Source organism: Mycolicibacterium austroafricanum (assembly GCF_000612725.1).
Taxonomy (GTDB): Bacteria; Actinomycetota; Actinomycetes; order Mycobacteriales; family Mycobacteriaceae; genus Mycobacterium; species Mycobacterium austroafricanum.
Map to the genome: position 1 here is coordinate 89,523 of NZ_HG964460.1, position 16,095 is coordinate 105,617.

A 16,095-nucleotide genomic window follows, 5' to 3' on the forward strand; every position below is an offset into this window, starting at 1 on the left:
CGGGTTCATCCGACAAGCACGCTCTCGTGCATGTCGAACCACTCACTGGGATGTGCCGCGAAGTAGATCGCCACTGCTTTGTCCGCGTCGGCCGGCGGGTCAGCAGGAACGACGAGCGTGTGGCCGTCACCGTCGTACTCGCCGCCGGCGACTTCGGCCCACCACTGGTCCACATAGGCCGTCAGCGTGGCCTGTGCGCGCGCTTCGCTGGTGTGCGCCGAGATGTCGCTGCCGTGGCGGTGGTGGATCTCCAGAATCCAGGTCTGTGCGTCCATGTCAGAGTCCTTTCACCCTGGCGATCCACTTGTTTAGGGCCGTGGTAGTCACAAACCAGCGGCGGTTGGCGCCGTGGCCGTAGAACTGTCCGTCGGAGATGATGTCTCCCTGTCCGGCCACCCGAGCGATCTGGTGGGTCAATGCTGACTCGTAGACCGCGACAACCTTGCCGTCTCGCACGGCCACACGCGCGATGTCGTTGCCGAAACCGTTCCCGCCCCAGACGGACTTGGCGTAGACGACGATTCCGTTGCGGTACGGCTTCTGCGGGTGGAACCGCGCGTCGGTGGTCACTGCGCCCAAGTCTGTACGGACGCCGTTGGTGCTCAGGTCGCCGGATACGGCGAGACGAGTTCGATCCGTGAACATCCAGACTCCTCAATCTCTAAAATAGAGAATAGCGTGACGAGCCGACAGGTGCGAACCGGGTGCTAGATCCCCGCCACCGAACGGGCATCCGCGTAGATTCCCGACAGCTCCTGCGGGCTCGGCGGGCCATGGGCAGCGCCATCAGCAGCCAGCACCGCCTGCAGCGTGATCCCCGCGGTGAGAAAATCCGCGACCGAACGGCGTAGGTGATTCGACGAGGTGACCAGCACCGCACCGGGGCCCAGACCGGCGATGCGAAGTAGCTCGGCGGTCTGGAGTGCGTTCGTGGCCGTGGACACCGAGGTCGACTCCTGGTGTATCCGTAGAGGATCTAGGCCGCGGTCGATGAGCCAGGCTGCCATCGCTTCGGCCTCGGTCCGCCCACCGCGGGGATTGCCGCCGGAGACCACCACCGGCATGTGCGGGTAAGCGGCGGCGACTGCCAGACCTTTCTCCAGTCGCTCGACCAAGATGGGGCGCAGACCGCCGTCATCGAGCAGTCCGAACCCGAGCACGACGACCACGGACCCGGGCGCGATGCCCACCGGAACCTGGTCGGTGAGCGGGAAGCTCAGCGCTTGCGCGACATCACCCATCACCGCGGCGGTGCGGCGTGCATGCTCTACCGGAAGCTGGTCTACGGCGGCCTGGGCGCCGATCGAGTCGCCGGCGGCCTGCAACGCGAACGCCTCATCGGTGAGCGCGGCGATCGTCGACTCCGCGTGCGCCGTCGAGGCGGCGGCCAGCAGCACCGCCATCGAGAGAGCCGCGGCGGCCAATCCCCGGCGAGGACCGAGAATCGGGCGAATGCGGCCGCCGCTACCTGCGCGTGTCACGTCCCTCTCCCGCGGAGATACTCGTCAGTTCGCGGGTTCGACACCGGTAGGGACTCCCTTCACGGTCGCCTTGGCGCGGGGCTGGGCGCGTACCGCCTTTCCATCGCGGACGAACCCGGCGGCCGAAACCTGCACCGAGACCAAGGTCTTTTCCCCGGAGACGAACGGATGGAAGCCCACTCCGCCCCCGCCGCGGCCTTTCACCGGGATGTCAGTGCACGCAGTGACTTTCCAGCCCTTCTCCGAAGTCGACAGCAGCGCCGCGTCAGCCGAGTCGCGGATCGGCAGTGCGGCGATCACCGCGTCGTCGGCGTCAGTGGCGCTCAAACGCACCCCCGCCACGCCATTACCTGCTGCACCCTGGGAATTCACCGTCCCCGGGTCAATCCGCAGCACCTTGCCGTACCGGGTGACCAGCGCCAGATGCACCCCCTCGGGCAGCACCCCCGAGCACAGCAGCCCGGTGATGTCCGGGGCCACCGGCATGTCGCGGATCTTGGTCGGCAGGCCCGCGCCCGTCGTGAACTTGACTCGGCCATCTGACCACACGGCCCACCCGGCGCCACCGCTGAGAAGATCGCCGTGGCTGTCGGAGAAGACACCTCGGTCATCGAGACGCCAGTTCGGGTTGAGCTTGCGTTCGCGGGGACCGTCCTCGTCGCCACCGTGACCCGAGACCGGCACCGCGTCGAACTCGAGACGGGTACGGCGATCGAACTCAGGCCCATCGAACAACTTCGCGGTCTCGACGAGTTCAGCGTCGATGACGGCGCGACGCTCCACCGGCGAGGACACCAGCAGCTCCAACCGCGCCGCCTCAGCCGCGAGCCGGTCGGCCTCGGTCTGCAACTCCAGCACGTCGAGTCTGGTCAGGCGCCGCAACTGCATCGCCAGCACGTGATCGGCCTGTCCGGAATCGATGCCGAACCGCGCGCACAGCCCGTCGCGAGCGGCATCGACAGTGTCGGATCCGCGGATGACCGCCACAGCCGCGTCGATGTCGACGTGCACCGACAGCAGGCCAGCTAATACATGCCGGCGCGCGGCGACCTTCTCCAGGCGGTGCTCGCTACGACGCACCACCACCGAGTCGCGCAGCGACAGGAATGACCCCACCAGCTCGCGCACGGACCACCACCGCGGCACCCGGTTCTCGTCGAGCGCGACCAGGCTCGCGGCGAACGTCGACTCCAGCGGTGTCAGTGACAGCAGCGCAGTCGCCACGTCGGCCGGGTCATGGCCCCGCTTGGCGCTGACGACGATCCGCAGGCCGTTGCGCCGATCGGTCAGATCCGACAGGTCCGCCACGCCGGGCAGCTCGCCGCTGTCGACGAGTGCGCGGATACGTTCCTGCACGGTGGAACTGGCCACGCCTGGTGGCAGTTCGGTGATCACCACATTGCGGCCCTCCACGGTCAGGGATCCACGCACGGTGAATGAGCCGCGCCCAGTGGTCACGTACTCCCGCAGGCCAGTCGAGCCGATCACCGAGGCTCCGCAGCCCCAGTCGGGGCCCGGCAGCAGTTCCATCAGCGCGTCATCGGAGAGGTCCGGGTCGGCCAGCAGTGCCCGGCACGCGGCCATCACCTGCCGCGGATTGTGTGCCGGAACCTTGGTCGCCCAGCCTTCGGCAATGCCTACCGCGCCGTTGCACAGCAGCACCGGGAAACGCGCCGGCAGGACGACGGGTTCGGTCCATTCGCCGTCGAACGTCGACACCATCGGCACCGCATGGTCGGACAATTCCGCAGTCAGTGCCGCGCCGGCGGCTGACAGCCGCATCTCCGTGTAGCGGTCGGCCGCGGGAATGTCGCCCTGAATGCGCGGGAATGCGCCCTGTCCGTCGATGATCTTGACGCGCTGAAACTCTGCGGCCAGCAGCGCCGCTGCGCCGTACATCGCCGCACCGCCATGCGGGTGAAGGTTGCCGGTGACCGCGGAGCAGACTTTCGATGACTTCTGAGGCTTGTTTCCGGGCAACAGGTTCGAGGAGTACATCTGGTACAGCAGTCGGCGCTGGCCAGGCTTGAGGCCGTCGTAGGCCGAGGGGATCGCGCGGTCGCTGACGCTGTACAGCGCGAAACTGAGCTGGTAGCGGTTCCAGTAGTCCTCGGCGGACTGGTCGTGGACCAGATCCGGGTTCTGCTCAAGTGTGGTGCTCACGGGTGTGACGGCTCCTTAGTCGAGATCCAGTGCGGCGGTGTCGATCCGGGCCGCTGCTGCTGCCATCCAGTCGCGGCGGCCTTCCGGCGGCCCTCCGAACAGCACGTGGTGCAGGTCGGCAGCCGTGGCGTCGGGGTGGATGCGGATGACGCTGCGCTGTGTGGGGTCCAGCACGGTGTTCCAGAAGTCGTCTGCGTTCATCTCGCCCAGGCCTTTGTTGCGCTGCACTTCGACTTTGCCCCTCGACGTTGTGCGCAGTGTGGCCACGGCTTCATCACGTTCGGCTTCGTCCTGGCAGTAGATGCGGCGGGTGCCGTCGGAGACCACGAACAGCGGCGGCATCGTCACATACACCATGCCGGCGGCCACCAGTGGCCGGTAGAAGTCCAGGAACATCGAGATCAAGCTGGAGTTGATGTTGCCGCCGTCGGGATCGGCGTCGGAGGCGAACAGGATGCGGTCATAGCGGCATTCCTCGGGATCACAGCGATCACGCACCCCGCAGCCGAGAATTCGCTCGATCGCGTCGAACTCGTCCTTGGTGCGCGCCTTGGCCGAGGTCCAGCCGAACGTGTTGGGCGGCTTGCCTTTCAACGGGAACGCCGCCTGGAACGTGGCGTCACGCGCAGCTTTGACGGTGCCGAGTGCGGAGTCGCCCTCGCAGATGAACAGTTCGGCGCCGCTGCCGCGACCGCTTTCGCGGCTGGGTAGCAGCTTGGCCGGCAATGAGAGGTTGGTGCCCAGCCCTTTGGCTTTCGATGCGGCTCGGGATCGGGCCTTTGCGCCTTCGGCGCTGCGGCGTGCGCGGGCGACCTCCAGTGCCATCTTCGCCCACACGGTGATGGCCGGCATGTTGGCGGGATTGGCCGCCCACACCGCTACGGCGCGGGCGACATCGGGCGCCATGGCCAGATTCAGCGAGCGCGACGAAACGGCAGTCTTGGCCTGCGAATCCCAGGCCACGTCGGGGGCACGGGTGTCCACGGCCAGTGATGTGACCGCGACGAAATCCTGCGCCTCGGGGCCGTCTTCGCCTTTGGCCAGACCGAGGTCGCGTATGCGCGACGCGCGGTCGGCCAGCCCTTCGGAGATTCCCTTCACCGCTGCTGACAGGTGTGAGCCGCCGTTGGCGGTGCGCACGGTGTTGCAGAAGGCGGACACGACGGGCGGCTCGGCGGGACCGGCGGTCAACGACCACCGGAACGGTGTCGACCCGCGTCCGGTCGTATAGTCGCCGCGTCCCTCGATCGTCATGCGGGGATCGGGCCGCACGCCGCCCGACGCGGTGCACATGAGGTCCAGCAGCGCATCGGTGCCCCACGGACCATCGAATGGTGCGACGAGCGCCTGCGGAATCACGCCCAGCGGCCAGCCTTCATCGAGGACGCGCAAGCGCACACCGGGGGACATGCGCGCCGCGGCGTGGGCCCGCAACAACACCTCGGCGATGTCGATGGAGCAGTCCGGTGCGACCGCCGGGTCGAACAGGATGCGCACCGCGGTGCCGTGGCCGGTGCGTTCCGAGGTTCCGCTGCCGCGCAACTTCTGGGTGTCGACACGCAGGAAATCGGCGTCCGGGTCGAACCCGGTGCCCGAAAACACTCCGGGGTAGCCGTCGCCGAAGCTCTGCAGATACACCTTCCCGTCGCGGTGGACGGTCACATCCGCGCGCTTGGAGATGAACACCGCCGCGGCGGCACCGATGCCATTGAGACCAGCGCCGGTGGCCGCCGCGTCAGCGTGAGCAGAGAACTTGCCGCCGGCCCGCGCGGTGCCGAGGGTCTTGACGATGCCGTTCTTGCCTGTGACCGGGTCGGAATCGACAGGCAGTCCGCGACCGTCATCGGCGACGGTCACCGAGCCGTCAGCGTGCAGCGTGATTGCCACGGTGGATCCACCGTGGCTCGGCACGGAGACCTCTTCGATGGCGTTGTCGACCAGCTCGCGCAGCGCGGTGTTGAGGGCGTCGAGGCCGAGGTTCACCGCCGGGCGCAGCCGCGTGTGCTGTACGTCGTCGAGTTCGGTGATGTCGGAGGCGGTGTAGCTCACCTGCGGTAGTCCTTCCCAGTCAACGTGTGTCAGCGGTGGTGGGCACCATGCCAGTCGTGCTGGTGCCGGGCAGCCTGCGCCGCGAGGACACGCCGGTCATGCCGCGCCCTGGGCGTCGCCATCGAAGAGCGCCATCTGGTTGGGGTCATCGAACGGCACCACTGTCACGTCTTTGATGTTGTCCGGGTCCAGTGCCATCCGCTCGGCGGCCTCGGCCAGCTCCACCAGCCGCCACTGCCGCTCGGTGCGCTGGGCCAGCGTCCCGGACGGCAACTCCCGCGTGCGGTGAGCGGCTTCGCAGATGGCATCGGCGACGGCCTCGGCGACCGGTGCAGAGCTGTTGCGCAGCTCGCGCACCCCGCGTGAAATCTCTTCGACGGCACCTTGTTCGGGGCCGTAGACGCCGCCCGATCCGGGGACGCCTGCGGGAAGGTCGTAGTGATCGAACGGGTCGCCGGTGATGATGTGGCGCGGTTCGAGCAGTGTGTCCATCAGAATCCGGCGGGGCCCGGGGTCTGCGGCCGGCAACTCCGCCCACGCCGCGCCGGTGTCGGCCATCCAGCCGTTGGCGACCACCTCGATGCGGTGTGCCAGATCAGGGGAACACACCTTGTCCAGGCCGCGGGAGTTGCGGTACTCAAGTGGGCGATGTTTCGGATCATCACTGGGAAGCCGGGTGAGATAGCTCAGCGCGGCGGATTCCGACAGTTCGAGAGCATCCTCAGCGACCGCGTGACGTGCTGTTTCGATGTCCCCTTTGGCGCGAGTGAGATAGCTGTTCCAGTTGTCGGCGCCGATCGCCTCGGCGGGGGTGTAGCAGTTTCCGAGGTGAGCGGCGAAAGCCGTTGCAGTATCGGCGGCGTCCGGGTCGGCGAAGTGGGTCGCTCCGATGTCGGTGGTGCCTGTCAGACGGCCGTAGGCGGCGGTTACCTCACGCACGTTGCTCAGTGGCAGGGAGAGTTCATCGCCGTCGACGGTGCGGAAGTCGACATGTGATCGGGGTTTTGAGCGTGACTTTGAGCGCGAGGTTGACTGCGATGTTGACTGGCCCGGGCCTTCGGCTTCGGCGAGCGCGGCCGCCTCGTGGTCGCGCCAGCTCTGCAGCTCGTCGGGGTCGACATCGCGGCGCTGAGCACGGGCCGCGGCGACGCACAGGTCGACATAGCGCTGGCGCTTCTCGCGAATATCGGCGTCGACGGTATCGAGTTCAGCTGCGCTGGCATGCGGTCCGCCGGCGCTGTTGATCTGGGCGGCTAGGTTGGGTGCGGCGAACGTGTCCAGCCCGACCTTGGCCAGCACGGCGACCGACGGCTCCTGTCCGGGGGCCGGCACCCGCAGTGGCAAACTCCCCGTAGTCGAGGACGTGACAGCAGCAGCCGCGGCCGCAGCGGATTCGGCGAGGTCGGCGTTTCGCGCGGCGGTGAACGCGCGCAGTGTCGTGGCGATGTCGTGATTCACACGGGCCGCGGGGGACAGTGGAGATGGTGTGCGGGTTCAGCCCCAGTTCGGTGGCCAAAGCGGCCAGCGCCGAGGTGGGCGCCGTGGCAATCACTTCGAGCGTGTGTGGTCCAGCTACTTCAGCAGCAGCAGCGCTGACATCGGCGCGGTAGGTCCGCATGGCGACTCGGCGTTCACGGTCACGCTGGGCGGAACGGTGTCGTGGGCAGCGGCGGCCTCCGATGCGGCACATGGGCTTCTCCTCCGTCGGTGAGGTGATGTAGGCGGGGAACGGTCCCCTCCGGCGCACGGTAGCGCGGAGGGTCGGCGTCAACGTTGCTCAGCGGTGCGGCGCTCTTCGGCGTGTTGTGTGCCGCTCGCCGGTATGACAGTCTCTAAAATAGAGAATCCTACGGAGGAGTAAGTTTGCAGTTCGGAAGCCTGAGTAACCTGGTCGCCGCTGGTTCGCGCAGTCATCGCCCCGAAGTCGGCATCGGAGCGACGATGCTGAGCTGGACCGATCGCCATGCCGCAACGGTGGTGTCGGTATCAGGGGACGGCCAGGAGGTGGGCGTCCAGCGCGACCTCGCCCGCCGAGTGGACGGTGGCGGTCCGACCGACGGCGGCCAGCGCTACGAATACACCCCCGATCCTGACGCGCGGATCGACATCTACACGCTGCGCCGCAACGGTAATTGGGCGCGTAAAGGCGAACCGATGCGCAAAGGTGCTGTGCTCATGATTGGCGCCCGTGATGAGTTCTATGACTTCACGTTCTAGCATCGGCCTGTCGCGGGTCCGGTCTACGCTTCACCTCCGCTGCTGACCGGACCCGCAGCGTGTGGCGCCCAGGCGGACCAGCTACACGCCGCGGTTACGTGGTGGCCTACGTCCCGAAATTTCTGAGGAACGAACACTCCGGGGGGTTTGCGTGATGAGCAGCCGATGGCAGGCGACGTGCACGGGATGGGCGATCGCCGCGGTTCTGGTATGCCTCACAGGCTGCGCGGGCGAAGCGCATGTGCCTGGCGCCGCCGTGCTTCCGGGGCTCGCGGTTGTCTCTCCTGATCCGGCTCAACCGGCCGGAGTGGGAGAGGTGATAGACGGCAACTGGCCGGTGGCCGATGGCCGCCGGCTGATCGAGTTGGCCGAGCTGCTCGACGCCAAGAACGCCGACGCTCCGCGCAACGGTGCCGCGACCGGCGTGCTGGCGGTATTGGACGCCGATGTGCAGGAGTGGTTGCACGCCCGCAGCGTCCGGCCAGTGGCGAAGGTGGGCGGGGCCAACACTGCCGCTGCGCTGCGGTTGGCGGGGATAGCAGTGCAGGAGACGAAAGGGCGTATCGATGCCCTGGCGAGAAGCGACGGCCCCACTGATACGCGCGCAGAGCTGATCCGTTCCGCTGCGTCGGCGCTCGAGGATGTGCTGGAGCTGACCGGCGCGCGAGTGGGTCTTCCTGTCGGTTGACGCGACGGGGTAGTGGGCGTCGCGCCCACCCGTTCGATTGCCGTGTTCCGAATGATGTTGTGATGTGAGCAATTCCGGTCCCCAGCGGGCGTCGATGGAGGTTGTCACCCCCTGTTGTATTCTCTAAAATAGAGAATAGACGGCAGCAAGGAGACCGCTGAAATGACCACCCCAGCACCGGCAAACGCACTGGAAACAGTGATGCTCATTCAGGTCGATGCCCGGGTCAACCACAACAAGTTCTACGAGCTGTCCAAGCTGCCCGATGGCAACACGTTGGCTCGATGGGGGCGCGTCGGTGCTGGAGCCCAGTCTCGGGTCTACCCCGGCCACCACAGCTTCACCGCTAAGCGGAACGAGAAGTTGGCCAAAGGCTACGTCGAGTTCGGCACCAGCGATCGCGCCGGTACAGCTGCTCCCACCAACCGCCCTGACCTGCACAAGCTGGTGACAGCTGCGCTGCTCGGAGTGGCGGGTGGGTCGGCAGATCTGGTCTCCCACCTGATCGGCGCCAACCGCCACGCCATCGACACCGCCACCGGCGGCCGGATCGCGGTGTCCGACACCGGTGCAGTGACCACCGCGCTCGGACCCGTCTCGCTGGCCCAGATCGCCCGCGCCCGGCGCGAACTGGCCACCCTGCGCAAGGGTTACGACCGCCCAGCCGTGGAGAGCTATCTGACGCTCATCCCGCAGAAGATCGCCAGCGTGCGGGCCACAGACTGGGTCGCACGCAGCTGGTGCCGCGACCAGGATGACCTGCTCGACGCCCTTGAGTCCGCAGTCACCATGTCGGCGACCACCACGAATACAGCCGCCGACGCGCAGCCGATTCATTTCCGGCACAGCATGGTCGAGATCAAGCAGGGCGAACCCGGTTTCGCCGAGATCGCCGCGCGCTTCGAGAAGTCACGCAACGCCATGCACGATGCCAACCGGCTGACGCTGCACCGGGTGTGGGAACTGCGCGATGAGCAGAAACCGGCCTGGGATGCACGTAAGGCCGCGCTCAAGCACAGCCGCATCCTCTGGCACGGCACCACCGCCGGAAACGTGCTCTCCATCCTGCGTACCGGCCTGATCTGCCCGCCCTCGACTGCCGGCGCCTACAACACCACCGGTCGCATGTTCGGTGACGGCGTCTACTTCTCGGACCAGTCGACCAAAAGTCTGAACTACGCGATCGGCTGCGCTCCCGGGCAGCGCAGCCGCGCAGGAGCCGGACACCCGATGATGTTCCTGGCCGATGTGGTGATGGGGCGCGAATGCCGCTCTGAAACCACCCTTTCCGGCTCTGCGTTGGTGTCCCGCTCGCGTACGGGTAAGGACGACAAGGGCCGCGGGTTCGACTCGCTGTTCGTCCGCGGCGGCCACTGCGGGGTGCGCAACAACGAGATGGTCGTGTGGAACACCGAGCAGATCCGGCTCACCCACCTGTGCGAGTTCCGCTGAGCACCCGCGTCGGCATCGGTCGTCGGCGTAGTTGATGGGTACCGTTCGCCGCCATGAACGCAACGAGGCCGCTCTTGGCGCGGTTGACCGCCGCGGTCGGTGCAGGGTTCGTCGTGCTGTGCCTGTCAGGCTGCACGTCCGCGCCCCAGCGGCCGATGTGCGAGCCCACACCCGGTATCGCGGACTACGCCGAGCTACCGTGCCGGCTCGCACATGCCGATTACGCCGAGGCCATGAACCGCTCGACGGCGCAGAAGCTGCTCGACGGTGACCGCGACGAGTGGATCGCCGCGACCAAAACGCTGTTCGGCGCAGCTCTGCTGGGTGTCGGCATCTTCGGTCTGATCGCCGGGCGCCACGGCAGCAGTGGCGATGAGCGGTATCCCACGGCCGGGTATGCGGACACCGACGACGGCCCCGCGCCGCGCCCGCTGCGGCCCCTGGTTGGCACACACGTCACGCTGCGAGGCGAACAGTTCACCGTGCTCGATGACAGCGCGCCAGCAATGGATCCGGCACGTCGCTTCGGAGGGCGGGCCGCGGTGACAGCCCTCGACGCACACGGCCGGGTCGGACTGCTGTTCGTCGGGTTCGACACCAACGGCCGCATCTTCGAGGCGGCCACCGGCGCTGAGCCGTGGGCAGCTGCGCACATCGTCGTTGCCTGATTCGGAGCCGGTCGGGACGTGACACCCCTGCGGCTGACGTGGACAGGTCGCGGTAGCGTTCGCGGTCATGAGCACCGTGCGGCTACCGCTGCGGATCGCAGCTGTGATCGCTGCGGGAGCGGCGCTGGTGTGCCTCGCCGGCTGTACGCCGTCGCCGAAAGACCCGCAGTGCTACGCCATCAGCGGGGCGACGGACGCCGCTTCGCAGCTGTGCCGGTCGCAGCGTGCGAAGTACGAGCGCCACGAGAATCAGTCATTTGTGCAGAAGCTCGTCGATGGCGACCGTGACTCGTGGGGCAAGGCCGCCCCGTTCATAGCCGTGGCACTCGGTGCCTCCGGATGGCTGATCAAGCGCGCGAGGACCGCGCCGGCATCTGTCCCCGCCGCGGCGCAACCCCCGCCTCCGCCTCCGCCGCCGCCACGGAAGATCGGGCTGGCGGGTTCCCGAATTGCGCACCTCGGATGCATCTACACCGTGCTTGACGATTCGGCTGTCACCGGTGACGGCCGCCGCAGCAGCGTCATCGCAGCAGATGAGAATGATCAAGCGGGGCTGCTGTTTCTCGGCTTCGACGAGACCGGCGCGGTGTGCGAAGCCCGCACCCGCGACGGCGCATGGGCCGCTGCCCATGTCATCGGTTAGGGCTCAAACCTGACGACGCACGGACCTGCGGACTCACCGCGGGGTTCCAGAACCCGCAGCTGCCGGGTCCGCACCGACCGGGAGCCATCAGTCGGTGTAGGCCAGGGCGCCGCACCGCGGGCACTCGCCGGCCGGCTCGGGTCCGTCAGTATCGACACGCAAGCTGTGGTCGCGGACGTCGTTAAGCTGCGTTTCGTCGCAACTGAACTGGCAGTTGTCGCACCGGGCATGGCTCACGATCAGGTCGCGTCGATGCCGCAGCCGGTGCACAGCAGCACTTGCCCGTCGTGGATCCATTCTGTGTCGAGGTGCCCAGCCGTGCATTGCTCGGGAGTGTTGGGCCAGTTCCGGCCAGGCAGCACGGCGACCAATCTGCCCGGCACTACGTAGTCGCCACCGTGGTTGCGGGGCTCTCGCGGGTCCCACTGTCCGCCTATCGCTGACAGGTCGGGGATGTCGTTGCGTTCGTAGCGTTCGCCCACTGCTGCACTCCTGGTCGGTTTCCGTCGGGGAGTGCACAGGATGCGGTGAGACCCGCCGCCCGGACGTCGGCGGCGCGGGGACACGCGGACAGAGCGGGCACCGCGGCACCCTCCCGTGACGCGCTCCAATGAGCATTCCTGGGCCGACACGGTGAAGGACGTGACAGGTCGGCGCGTGTGCCTGACTCTGCCTCACTGGTGTGCAACTTTGGTCCCAACGTGAGTCGGCACCGCCGGCGGGAGAGGAGCAGCGTGATGGACCCCGAGGTGTCCCACCGCCGCAGAACTAAGCGACTGTTGTGGACGATCCTGGTGTTCGCCACGGTGGCGAGCATCTCCGGCAACATCGCCCAGGCCGCGACGCATCGCGGCGTGCTCCAGGCCGGCGGACCGGTGATCGCCGCGGCGCTGCCGCCGTTGGCGCTGCTGAGTCTGACCCACCTCACGGGCATGTGGTCGCGCATCACCACCCGAGGAATCGTCTACTGGTGCTTCCTGGCTGCGGTCGCCGCGATCACCACCGCGGCCTTCCGACTCAGCTTCGAGGCGCAGCGCGCACTGGCGGTGCAGTACGGATACAGCCGCGCCGATGCAGCGCTCTTCCCACTGATTCTCGACGGGCTTATCGCGGTGGCGACGTTGGGTCTGGTGGTGCTCGCTCGCACCGATGAACCGACCCTTGCACCGGTGCAGGCCGATGACGCGCACCGCGACGCACAGGAGTCGATCCATGCATCGGCGGTGCGCACCGGTGAACCAAGTCCAGCTGCGCTGGGCGCCCCCGCGGGTGTCAACGGTGCGTCACTGGCTGCACCGGGTGCGCCGGCACAGCTGCCTGGTGGCGCATCAGCTGGTGCACCGGCGCCAGCCATGCACCACGGAAAGTCGGCATCGACGCGCGGTGCAACCACGCTGACCAGCGGTGATTCACCCGGTGCACCGCAGATGGTGCGCGCGTCAGCTACTGATGAATCGGTCGACGCGGCGATTCTGGGTGCTGACGGGGCTCTGCAGATCGCGCATCAGTTGATCGAGATGGGGCGCACCACTGCACCACTGGAAGCGGTGCACCTGGTGCTGGTGCGCGCAGCCTCTGGTGCATCGAGCCGGCCGGTGGCTGCGGAGGTCGGTCTGTCTTACAGCACGGTGCAGCGCATCATCCGCGCCGCGCGGGAAGTGAATCAGGACTGTTCCGTCTGACTCGCCCCGGTTGCCCCGATGCACCAGGGCAACCGGACGATGAACCGCGCCGGTGCACCATGCAGGGCGACTGCACCGGGGCACTGACGCGCGCACCAGCCGGTGAATCACCGTGGGCCTCACCGGCTGGTGGTCATGCACCGCGGGTGTTTGTCCGTGGGTCAGGTCAGCCAAGCAAGGGGGCGTGACACGACCCGTGGCGCTCACAGCCACTGCAACTCGGACACGGCGTGCGGGTCGGTCGACATCATCGCGCTGAACTCTTTGGCGGTGAGCCCCCGCTTCATCGCCCCTTCGTAGACCAGCTTGGGCGACAGTGCCCCGCACGTGATTTGCAGGGTCGAGGAGCACAGTCCTGCGATCTGACCGGCGGTGTCAGCGTGCGCGGCCCCGATGCGTCGCAGTGAGGTCAGCGCCTCGTCGTAGGTCGGGTGCGACATCAGGCGTTCTCGAAACGGTCCGCGGTCTCGGCGTCGAACGAGGTTCCGTAGCCGCCCGGTCGGATGTGGGCGCTGATGCTCGGACCATGGCGGTGCGCCCGGCCAGCCGACCCCGGTGGGTCGATCCGCGACACGGTGAGCACATGCTCCTTACCGATCTCACGGATTCTGTCGCCGACTTTCAGCGTGAACACATCGACCATTCGTCTACTCCTCGTTTCGGGTGTCGGAGCGAGACAGTGACAGCGGGTGCCGCAGCGGCGGGTGCGCGGCGCGTTCGGGTCAGTCAGTGTGTCCGTCGCGGCAACGGCAGCGCCCGCGACAGTCCTCATGCGGGACGTGCGGAGCGTCCATCCCCACCGGCAGAAACAACGCGGAACGCTCATCGAAGACTGACCACTCGATGACGCGGCGCAGCCCCCAGTTTCGAAGCACCCCGGCGGCGCTCAGCGCCTCCGCCAGGAGTGTGATGGATTCAGCGACAAACTCTCCTGATCCGGTCCGGACACGGCCGCTCTCGTCGAGCACATACTCCCTGTGGGCGCACACGCGGCGTGTGAGTTCCGTGTCGGAATGTGGTCGACCATTGGTGTAGTTCAGAGCGGACTGAACGGGTTCCCAGCCGGGCAGGAGGTCGGCGGAAGCAGAGTCGTGATCGATGGCCATGGCGGCAGGTTGTCGGCCCGGTGACCCGGCTGGGGAACGCGGCGCGAATGCTCAGCTTCGTTTCACCCACAGCACCTCGTCGCGAGCCGCGGCCTTCTCGACTTTCGGCGCCCGCAGCGTGATCCGCTCCCAATCTCCGAGCGCAGTGTCGTACAGGGTGCTCGCGTACCCGCTGAGGATGACGGCGCCGCGATGCTCTCGCAGCTGCGCCAACAGCTGCTCGTGATGGGCGTTGTCGGTTTCGTGGGCATAGAGCTTCGCGGTGCGTGTCTGGCGCAGGTATGGCGGGTCGACGTAAAGCAGCACATCAGGGCGGTTGAACCGCTCGATGACCTCCAGCGCGTCACGGTTCTCGATCTCAGCGTCGGCCAGGCGAGCAGCGACGGCCTGCAGCTGCGCGGGAACCTTGCGCCATCGCTGCGACATCCCTGCCCGAGCCTGCGCCGGACCGCGGTTGCGCCATCCGGTCACCTTCGAGCGGACAGCGGCATGGGCCTGCCAGGTCCGCACCGCGAACCGCCGCGCTGCTTCTACCGGATCATCAGCGGCCGCAGTGGAGGCCTCGTACTCGGTGCGCGACCACGGCGTGGTCTCCAGTGCCCAGCACAGATCCTCGGTGTGTTCGCGCAGAACTCGCCAGAAATTGACCACCTCCCCATCGATGTCGTTCAAAACCTCGTGTAGCGACGGTGGCTTGGTGAAGAACACCGCTCCAGACCCGAAATAGGGCTCGACGTAGTGGCTGTGCTGGCCGAACTCCGCCACGATGCGCGGCGCTAGCGTCCATTTCGCCCCCGGATACCGCAGGAGTGCGGGCTGCTGGGGCATAACTGTGGGGATGGACACCGCGCGGAGTATTCGGCGGGGCAACGGCGATCGATGCCTGCGGCGCGCACGGGCCCGGGCGGGTTACATCAGCCGACGAATTTCTCGGCTCCTCCCCTGGGGGTCGATGCGCAACTCCATCCGGCCGCCGGTGAGCGCATGGAGGTTCTGTGCCGTCTCAGCGACAGTCTCGTCCACAGCAGCGGCGATTACTGGTATGGCGCGAAGGGCCACGTCTGTGGTGCGCGCGGTCAGGCCGTCGCCAGCCACATGGCGGCGCGCCGTCGCCGAGACTCGAATCCCGTTGGGATTGCCGGCGTGGTCGTACGTGTTCTCCGCGAATCCTGACTGCGCATCAACGCCGCGCACGGCCTCGTGCTCTTTGCGCCAACGGTGGGCGTTCTCGCCGCGGATGTCCATCACAGCAGACCATTCCGGTGACGTCCGCAGCCGATCAAGCCGGTCAACAGCTGGTCGGTGAATAGCCGGCAGGTTCGACCGGAGGGAGGCCAGCGTCTTCTCGCTGATGGAGAGCCACGCCTTTTCATCGTCAGTGACAAAAGGCTGGTAGGTGGGACCGAGCTGCTCGAAACGGGCTATGCCACCGAGCACGGCCTGGATCTCAGCGTCAGTCCGCGCTACTCGAACGACGAAGTTCACGAGGCGATGCCCGATGCTGACGGCGGTGTCGAGGACCGCGTCCGCCAGGAATCGCTGCGCGATCGCCATGCCCGCTGGCTCGCGTTCCTGCTCTATCAGCTTCGCGTGCCAGGACGCCTCGACCAAAGTCGCTGCGCAAATCATGAGCGATTCCGCCATGGATCCTGCGAGCGCGCACGTCTCGCGCCACTGGCTGGTGTGAAGATCGGTGAACGGGTCGGGCTCGAAATCGCTCCGGCTGTAGGCCCACACGCGGTCACAGACGCTGTGCACATCATCGAGGCCGAGGTCTGTCAGCTCCGGACGGTGTGCCACCGCTCCGCCATGGGCGCCGACGTGGCGGAGTTTTAGCCAGGCAGTGTCGTAGGGGGAACTCATGCCGGTGGATTGTTCCTGATCCGTATCAGGGTGCGGGGCGGGGTGCGCCACCCGTGTCGGTGCAGTGCCGGCGATCGTGGCGA

Annotated in this window: 18 protein-coding genes; 6 read left to right on the forward strand and 12 right to left on the reverse strand. The window is 67.2% G+C overall.

The features are described from left to right. Positions 1 to 5 precede the first annotated feature (5 nt). The 6 genes from BN976_RS29130 to BN976_RS29155 all read right to left on the reverse strand — a co-directional run bounded on the left by BN976_RS29130 (position 6) and on the right by BN976_RS29155 (position 7,151). Positions 6 to 275: a hypothetical protein gene (locus tag BN976_RS29130; protein ID WP_036376560.1), complete on the reverse strand. Its 270-nt coding sequence runs from the start codon at positions 273 to 275 to the stop codon at positions 6 to 8. A gap of 1 nt (position 276) precedes the next feature. Next, the gene (locus tag BN976_RS29135) at positions 277 to 570 is read right to left on the reverse strand and encodes a hypothetical protein (RefSeq protein WP_145977999.1); all 294 of its coding nucleotides are present in this window, start codon (positions 568 to 570) and stop codon (positions 277 to 279) included. Between the two features lie 137 nt (positions 571 to 707). Beyond that, complete coding sequence (locus tag BN976_RS29140) at positions 708 to 1,481, reverse strand: YdcF family protein (RefSeq protein ID WP_145978000.1); 774 nt, start codon at positions 1,479 to 1,481, stop codon at positions 708 to 710. Positions 1,482 to 1,505: 24 nt separating this feature from the next. Further along, entirely contained in the window at positions 1,506 to 3,644 is a 2,139-nt protein-coding gene (locus BN976_RS29145) for a DNA gyrase subunit A (RefSeq protein ID WP_036376566.1), read from the reverse strand. 15 nt (positions 3,645 to 3,659) lie between these two features. After that, entirely contained in the window at positions 3,660 to 5,693 is a 2,034-nt protein-coding gene (locus BN976_RS29150; protein WP_036376569.1) for a toprim domain-containing protein, read from the reverse strand. A gap of 96 nt (positions 5,694 to 5,789) precedes the next feature. After that, positions 5,790 to 7,151 carry a hypothetical protein gene (locus BN976_RS29155; RefSeq protein ID WP_036376572.1) on the reverse strand — a complete coding sequence of 454 codons (1,362 nt, stop codon included), beginning with the start codon at positions 7,149 to 7,151 and terminating at the stop codon, positions 5,790 to 5,792. A 405-nt stretch (positions 7,152 to 7,556) separates the two neighbouring features. On the opposite strand from BN976_RS29155, the gene BN976_RS29160 reads away from it, so the two are divergent. The 5 genes from BN976_RS29160 to BN976_RS29180 all read left to right on the forward strand — a co-directional run bounded on the left by BN976_RS29160 (position 7,557) and on the right by BN976_RS29180 (position 11,361). Further along, a complete protein-coding gene (locus BN976_RS29160) occupies positions 7,557 to 7,910 on the forward strand; it encodes a hypothetical protein (RefSeq protein ID WP_036376575.1) in 354 nt (117 codons plus the stop codon). Positions 7,911 to 8,217: 307 nt separating this feature from the next. Further along, positions 8,218 to 8,598 carry a hypothetical protein gene (locus BN976_RS29165; protein ID WP_036376578.1) on the forward strand — a complete coding sequence of 127 codons (381 nt, stop codon included), beginning with the start codon at positions 8,218 to 8,220 and terminating at the stop codon, positions 8,596 to 8,598. A 162-nt stretch (positions 8,599 to 8,760) separates the two neighbouring features. Beyond that, positions 8,761 to 10,050, forward strand: coding sequence for a WGR domain-containing protein (locus BN976_RS29170; protein ID WP_036376581.1), 1,290 nt, complete (start codon positions 8,761 to 8,763; stop codon positions 10,048 to 10,050). 53 nt (positions 10,051 to 10,103) lie between these two features. Further along, positions 10,104 to 10,718: a hypothetical protein gene (locus BN976_RS29175; protein ID WP_036376583.1), complete on the forward strand. Its 615-nt coding sequence runs from the start codon at positions 10,104 to 10,106 to the stop codon at positions 10,716 to 10,718. Between the two features lie 67 nt (positions 10,719 to 10,785). Beyond that, positions 10,786 to 11,361: a hypothetical protein gene (locus BN976_RS29180; RefSeq protein ID WP_036376586.1), complete on the forward strand. Its 576-nt coding sequence runs from the start codon at positions 10,786 to 10,788 to the stop codon at positions 11,359 to 11,361. 239 nt (positions 11,362 to 11,600) lie between these two features. Here the strand turns inward: BN976_RS29180 and BN976_RS29185 are convergent, their stop codons facing one another. After that, the gene (locus tag BN976_RS29185) at positions 11,601 to 11,843 is read right to left on the reverse strand and encodes a hypothetical protein (RefSeq protein ID WP_036376589.1); all 243 of its coding nucleotides are present in this window, start codon (positions 11,841 to 11,843) and stop codon (positions 11,601 to 11,603) included. 255 nt (positions 11,844 to 12,098) lie between these two features. Between BN976_RS29185 and BN976_RS29190 the strand changes: the two genes are divergently transcribed. Next, positions 12,099 to 13,043, forward strand: coding sequence for a helix-turn-helix domain-containing protein (locus BN976_RS29190; RefSeq protein ID WP_036376592.1), 945 nt, complete (start codon positions 12,099 to 12,101; stop codon positions 13,041 to 13,043). A gap of 203 nt (positions 13,044 to 13,246) precedes the next feature. On the opposite strand, the gene BN976_RS29195 is transcribed toward BN976_RS29190, so the two are convergent. The 5 genes from BN976_RS29195 to BN976_RS29215 all read right to left on the reverse strand — a co-directional run bounded on the left by BN976_RS29195 (position 13,247) and on the right by BN976_RS29215 (position 16,012). Then, on the reverse strand, positions 13,247 to 13,483 hold the full coding sequence (locus BN976_RS29195) for a hypothetical protein (RefSeq protein ID WP_036376595.1): 237 nt from the start codon (positions 13,481 to 13,483) through the stop codon (positions 13,247 to 13,249). Continuing rightward, entirely contained in the window at positions 13,483 to 13,686 is a 204-nt protein-coding gene (locus tag BN976_RS29200; protein ID WP_036376597.1) for a hypothetical protein, read from the reverse strand. Before BN976_RS29200 ends, BN976_RS29195 begins: the two co-directional genes overlap by 1 nt. Before the next feature lie 79 nt (positions 13,687 to 13,765). Next, positions 13,766 to 14,149, reverse strand: a complete 384-nt coding sequence (locus tag BN976_RS29205; RefSeq protein WP_036376599.1) for a hypothetical protein — start codon at positions 14,147 to 14,149, stop codon at positions 13,766 to 13,768. Between the two features lie 51 nt (positions 14,150 to 14,200). After that, the gene (locus tag BN976_RS29210) at positions 14,201 to 14,995 is read right to left on the reverse strand and encodes a DNA adenine methylase (protein ID WP_145978001.1); all 795 of its coding nucleotides are present in this window, start codon (positions 14,993 to 14,995) and stop codon (positions 14,201 to 14,203) included. A gap of 63 nt (positions 14,996 to 15,058) precedes the next feature. After that, entirely contained in the window at positions 15,059 to 16,012 is a 954-nt protein-coding gene (locus tag BN976_RS29215; RefSeq protein WP_145978002.1) for a hypothetical protein, read from the reverse strand. Positions 16,013 to 16,095 lie beyond the last annotated feature (83 nt).

What these genes read in the sequence shown, in the direction of transcription:
- BN976_RS29195 (WP_036376595.1), bottom strand. Translation starts at nt 13,483, where the DNA reads ATGTCGCACCCGACCTACGACGAGGCGCTGACCTCACTGCGACGCATC.
- BN976_RS29130 (WP_036376560.1), bottom strand. Translation starts at nt 275, where the DNA reads ATGGACGCACAGACCTGGATTCTGGAGATCCACCACCGCCACGGCAGC.
- BN976_RS29175 (WP_036376583.1), top strand. Translation starts at nt 10,104, where the DNA reads ATGAACGCAACGAGGCCGCTCTTGGCGCGGTTGACCGCCGCGGTCGGT.
- BN976_RS29190 (WP_036376592.1), top strand. Translation starts at nt 12,099, where the DNA reads ATGGACCCCGAGGTGTCCCACCGCCGCAGAACTAAGCGACTGTTGTGG.
- BN976_RS29180 (WP_036376586.1), top strand. Translation starts at nt 10,786, where the DNA reads ATGAGCACCGTGCGGCTACCGCTGCGGATCGCAGCTGTGATCGCTGCG.
- BN976_RS29215 (WP_145978002.1), bottom strand. Translation starts at nt 16,012, where the DNA reads ATGAGTTCCCCCTACGACACTGCCTGGCTAAAACTCCGCCACGTCGGC.
- BN976_RS29170 (WP_036376581.1), top strand. Translation starts at nt 8,761, where the DNA reads ATGACCACCCCAGCACCGGCAAACGCACTGGAAACAGTGATGCTCATT.
- BN976_RS29205 (WP_036376599.1), bottom strand. Translation starts at nt 14,149, where the DNA reads ATGGCCATCGATCACGACTCTGCTTCCGCCGACCTCCTGCCCGGCTGG.
- BN976_RS29200 (WP_036376597.1), bottom strand. Translation starts at nt 13,686, where the DNA reads ATGGTCGATGTGTTCACGCTGAAAGTCGGCGACAGAATCCGTGAGATC.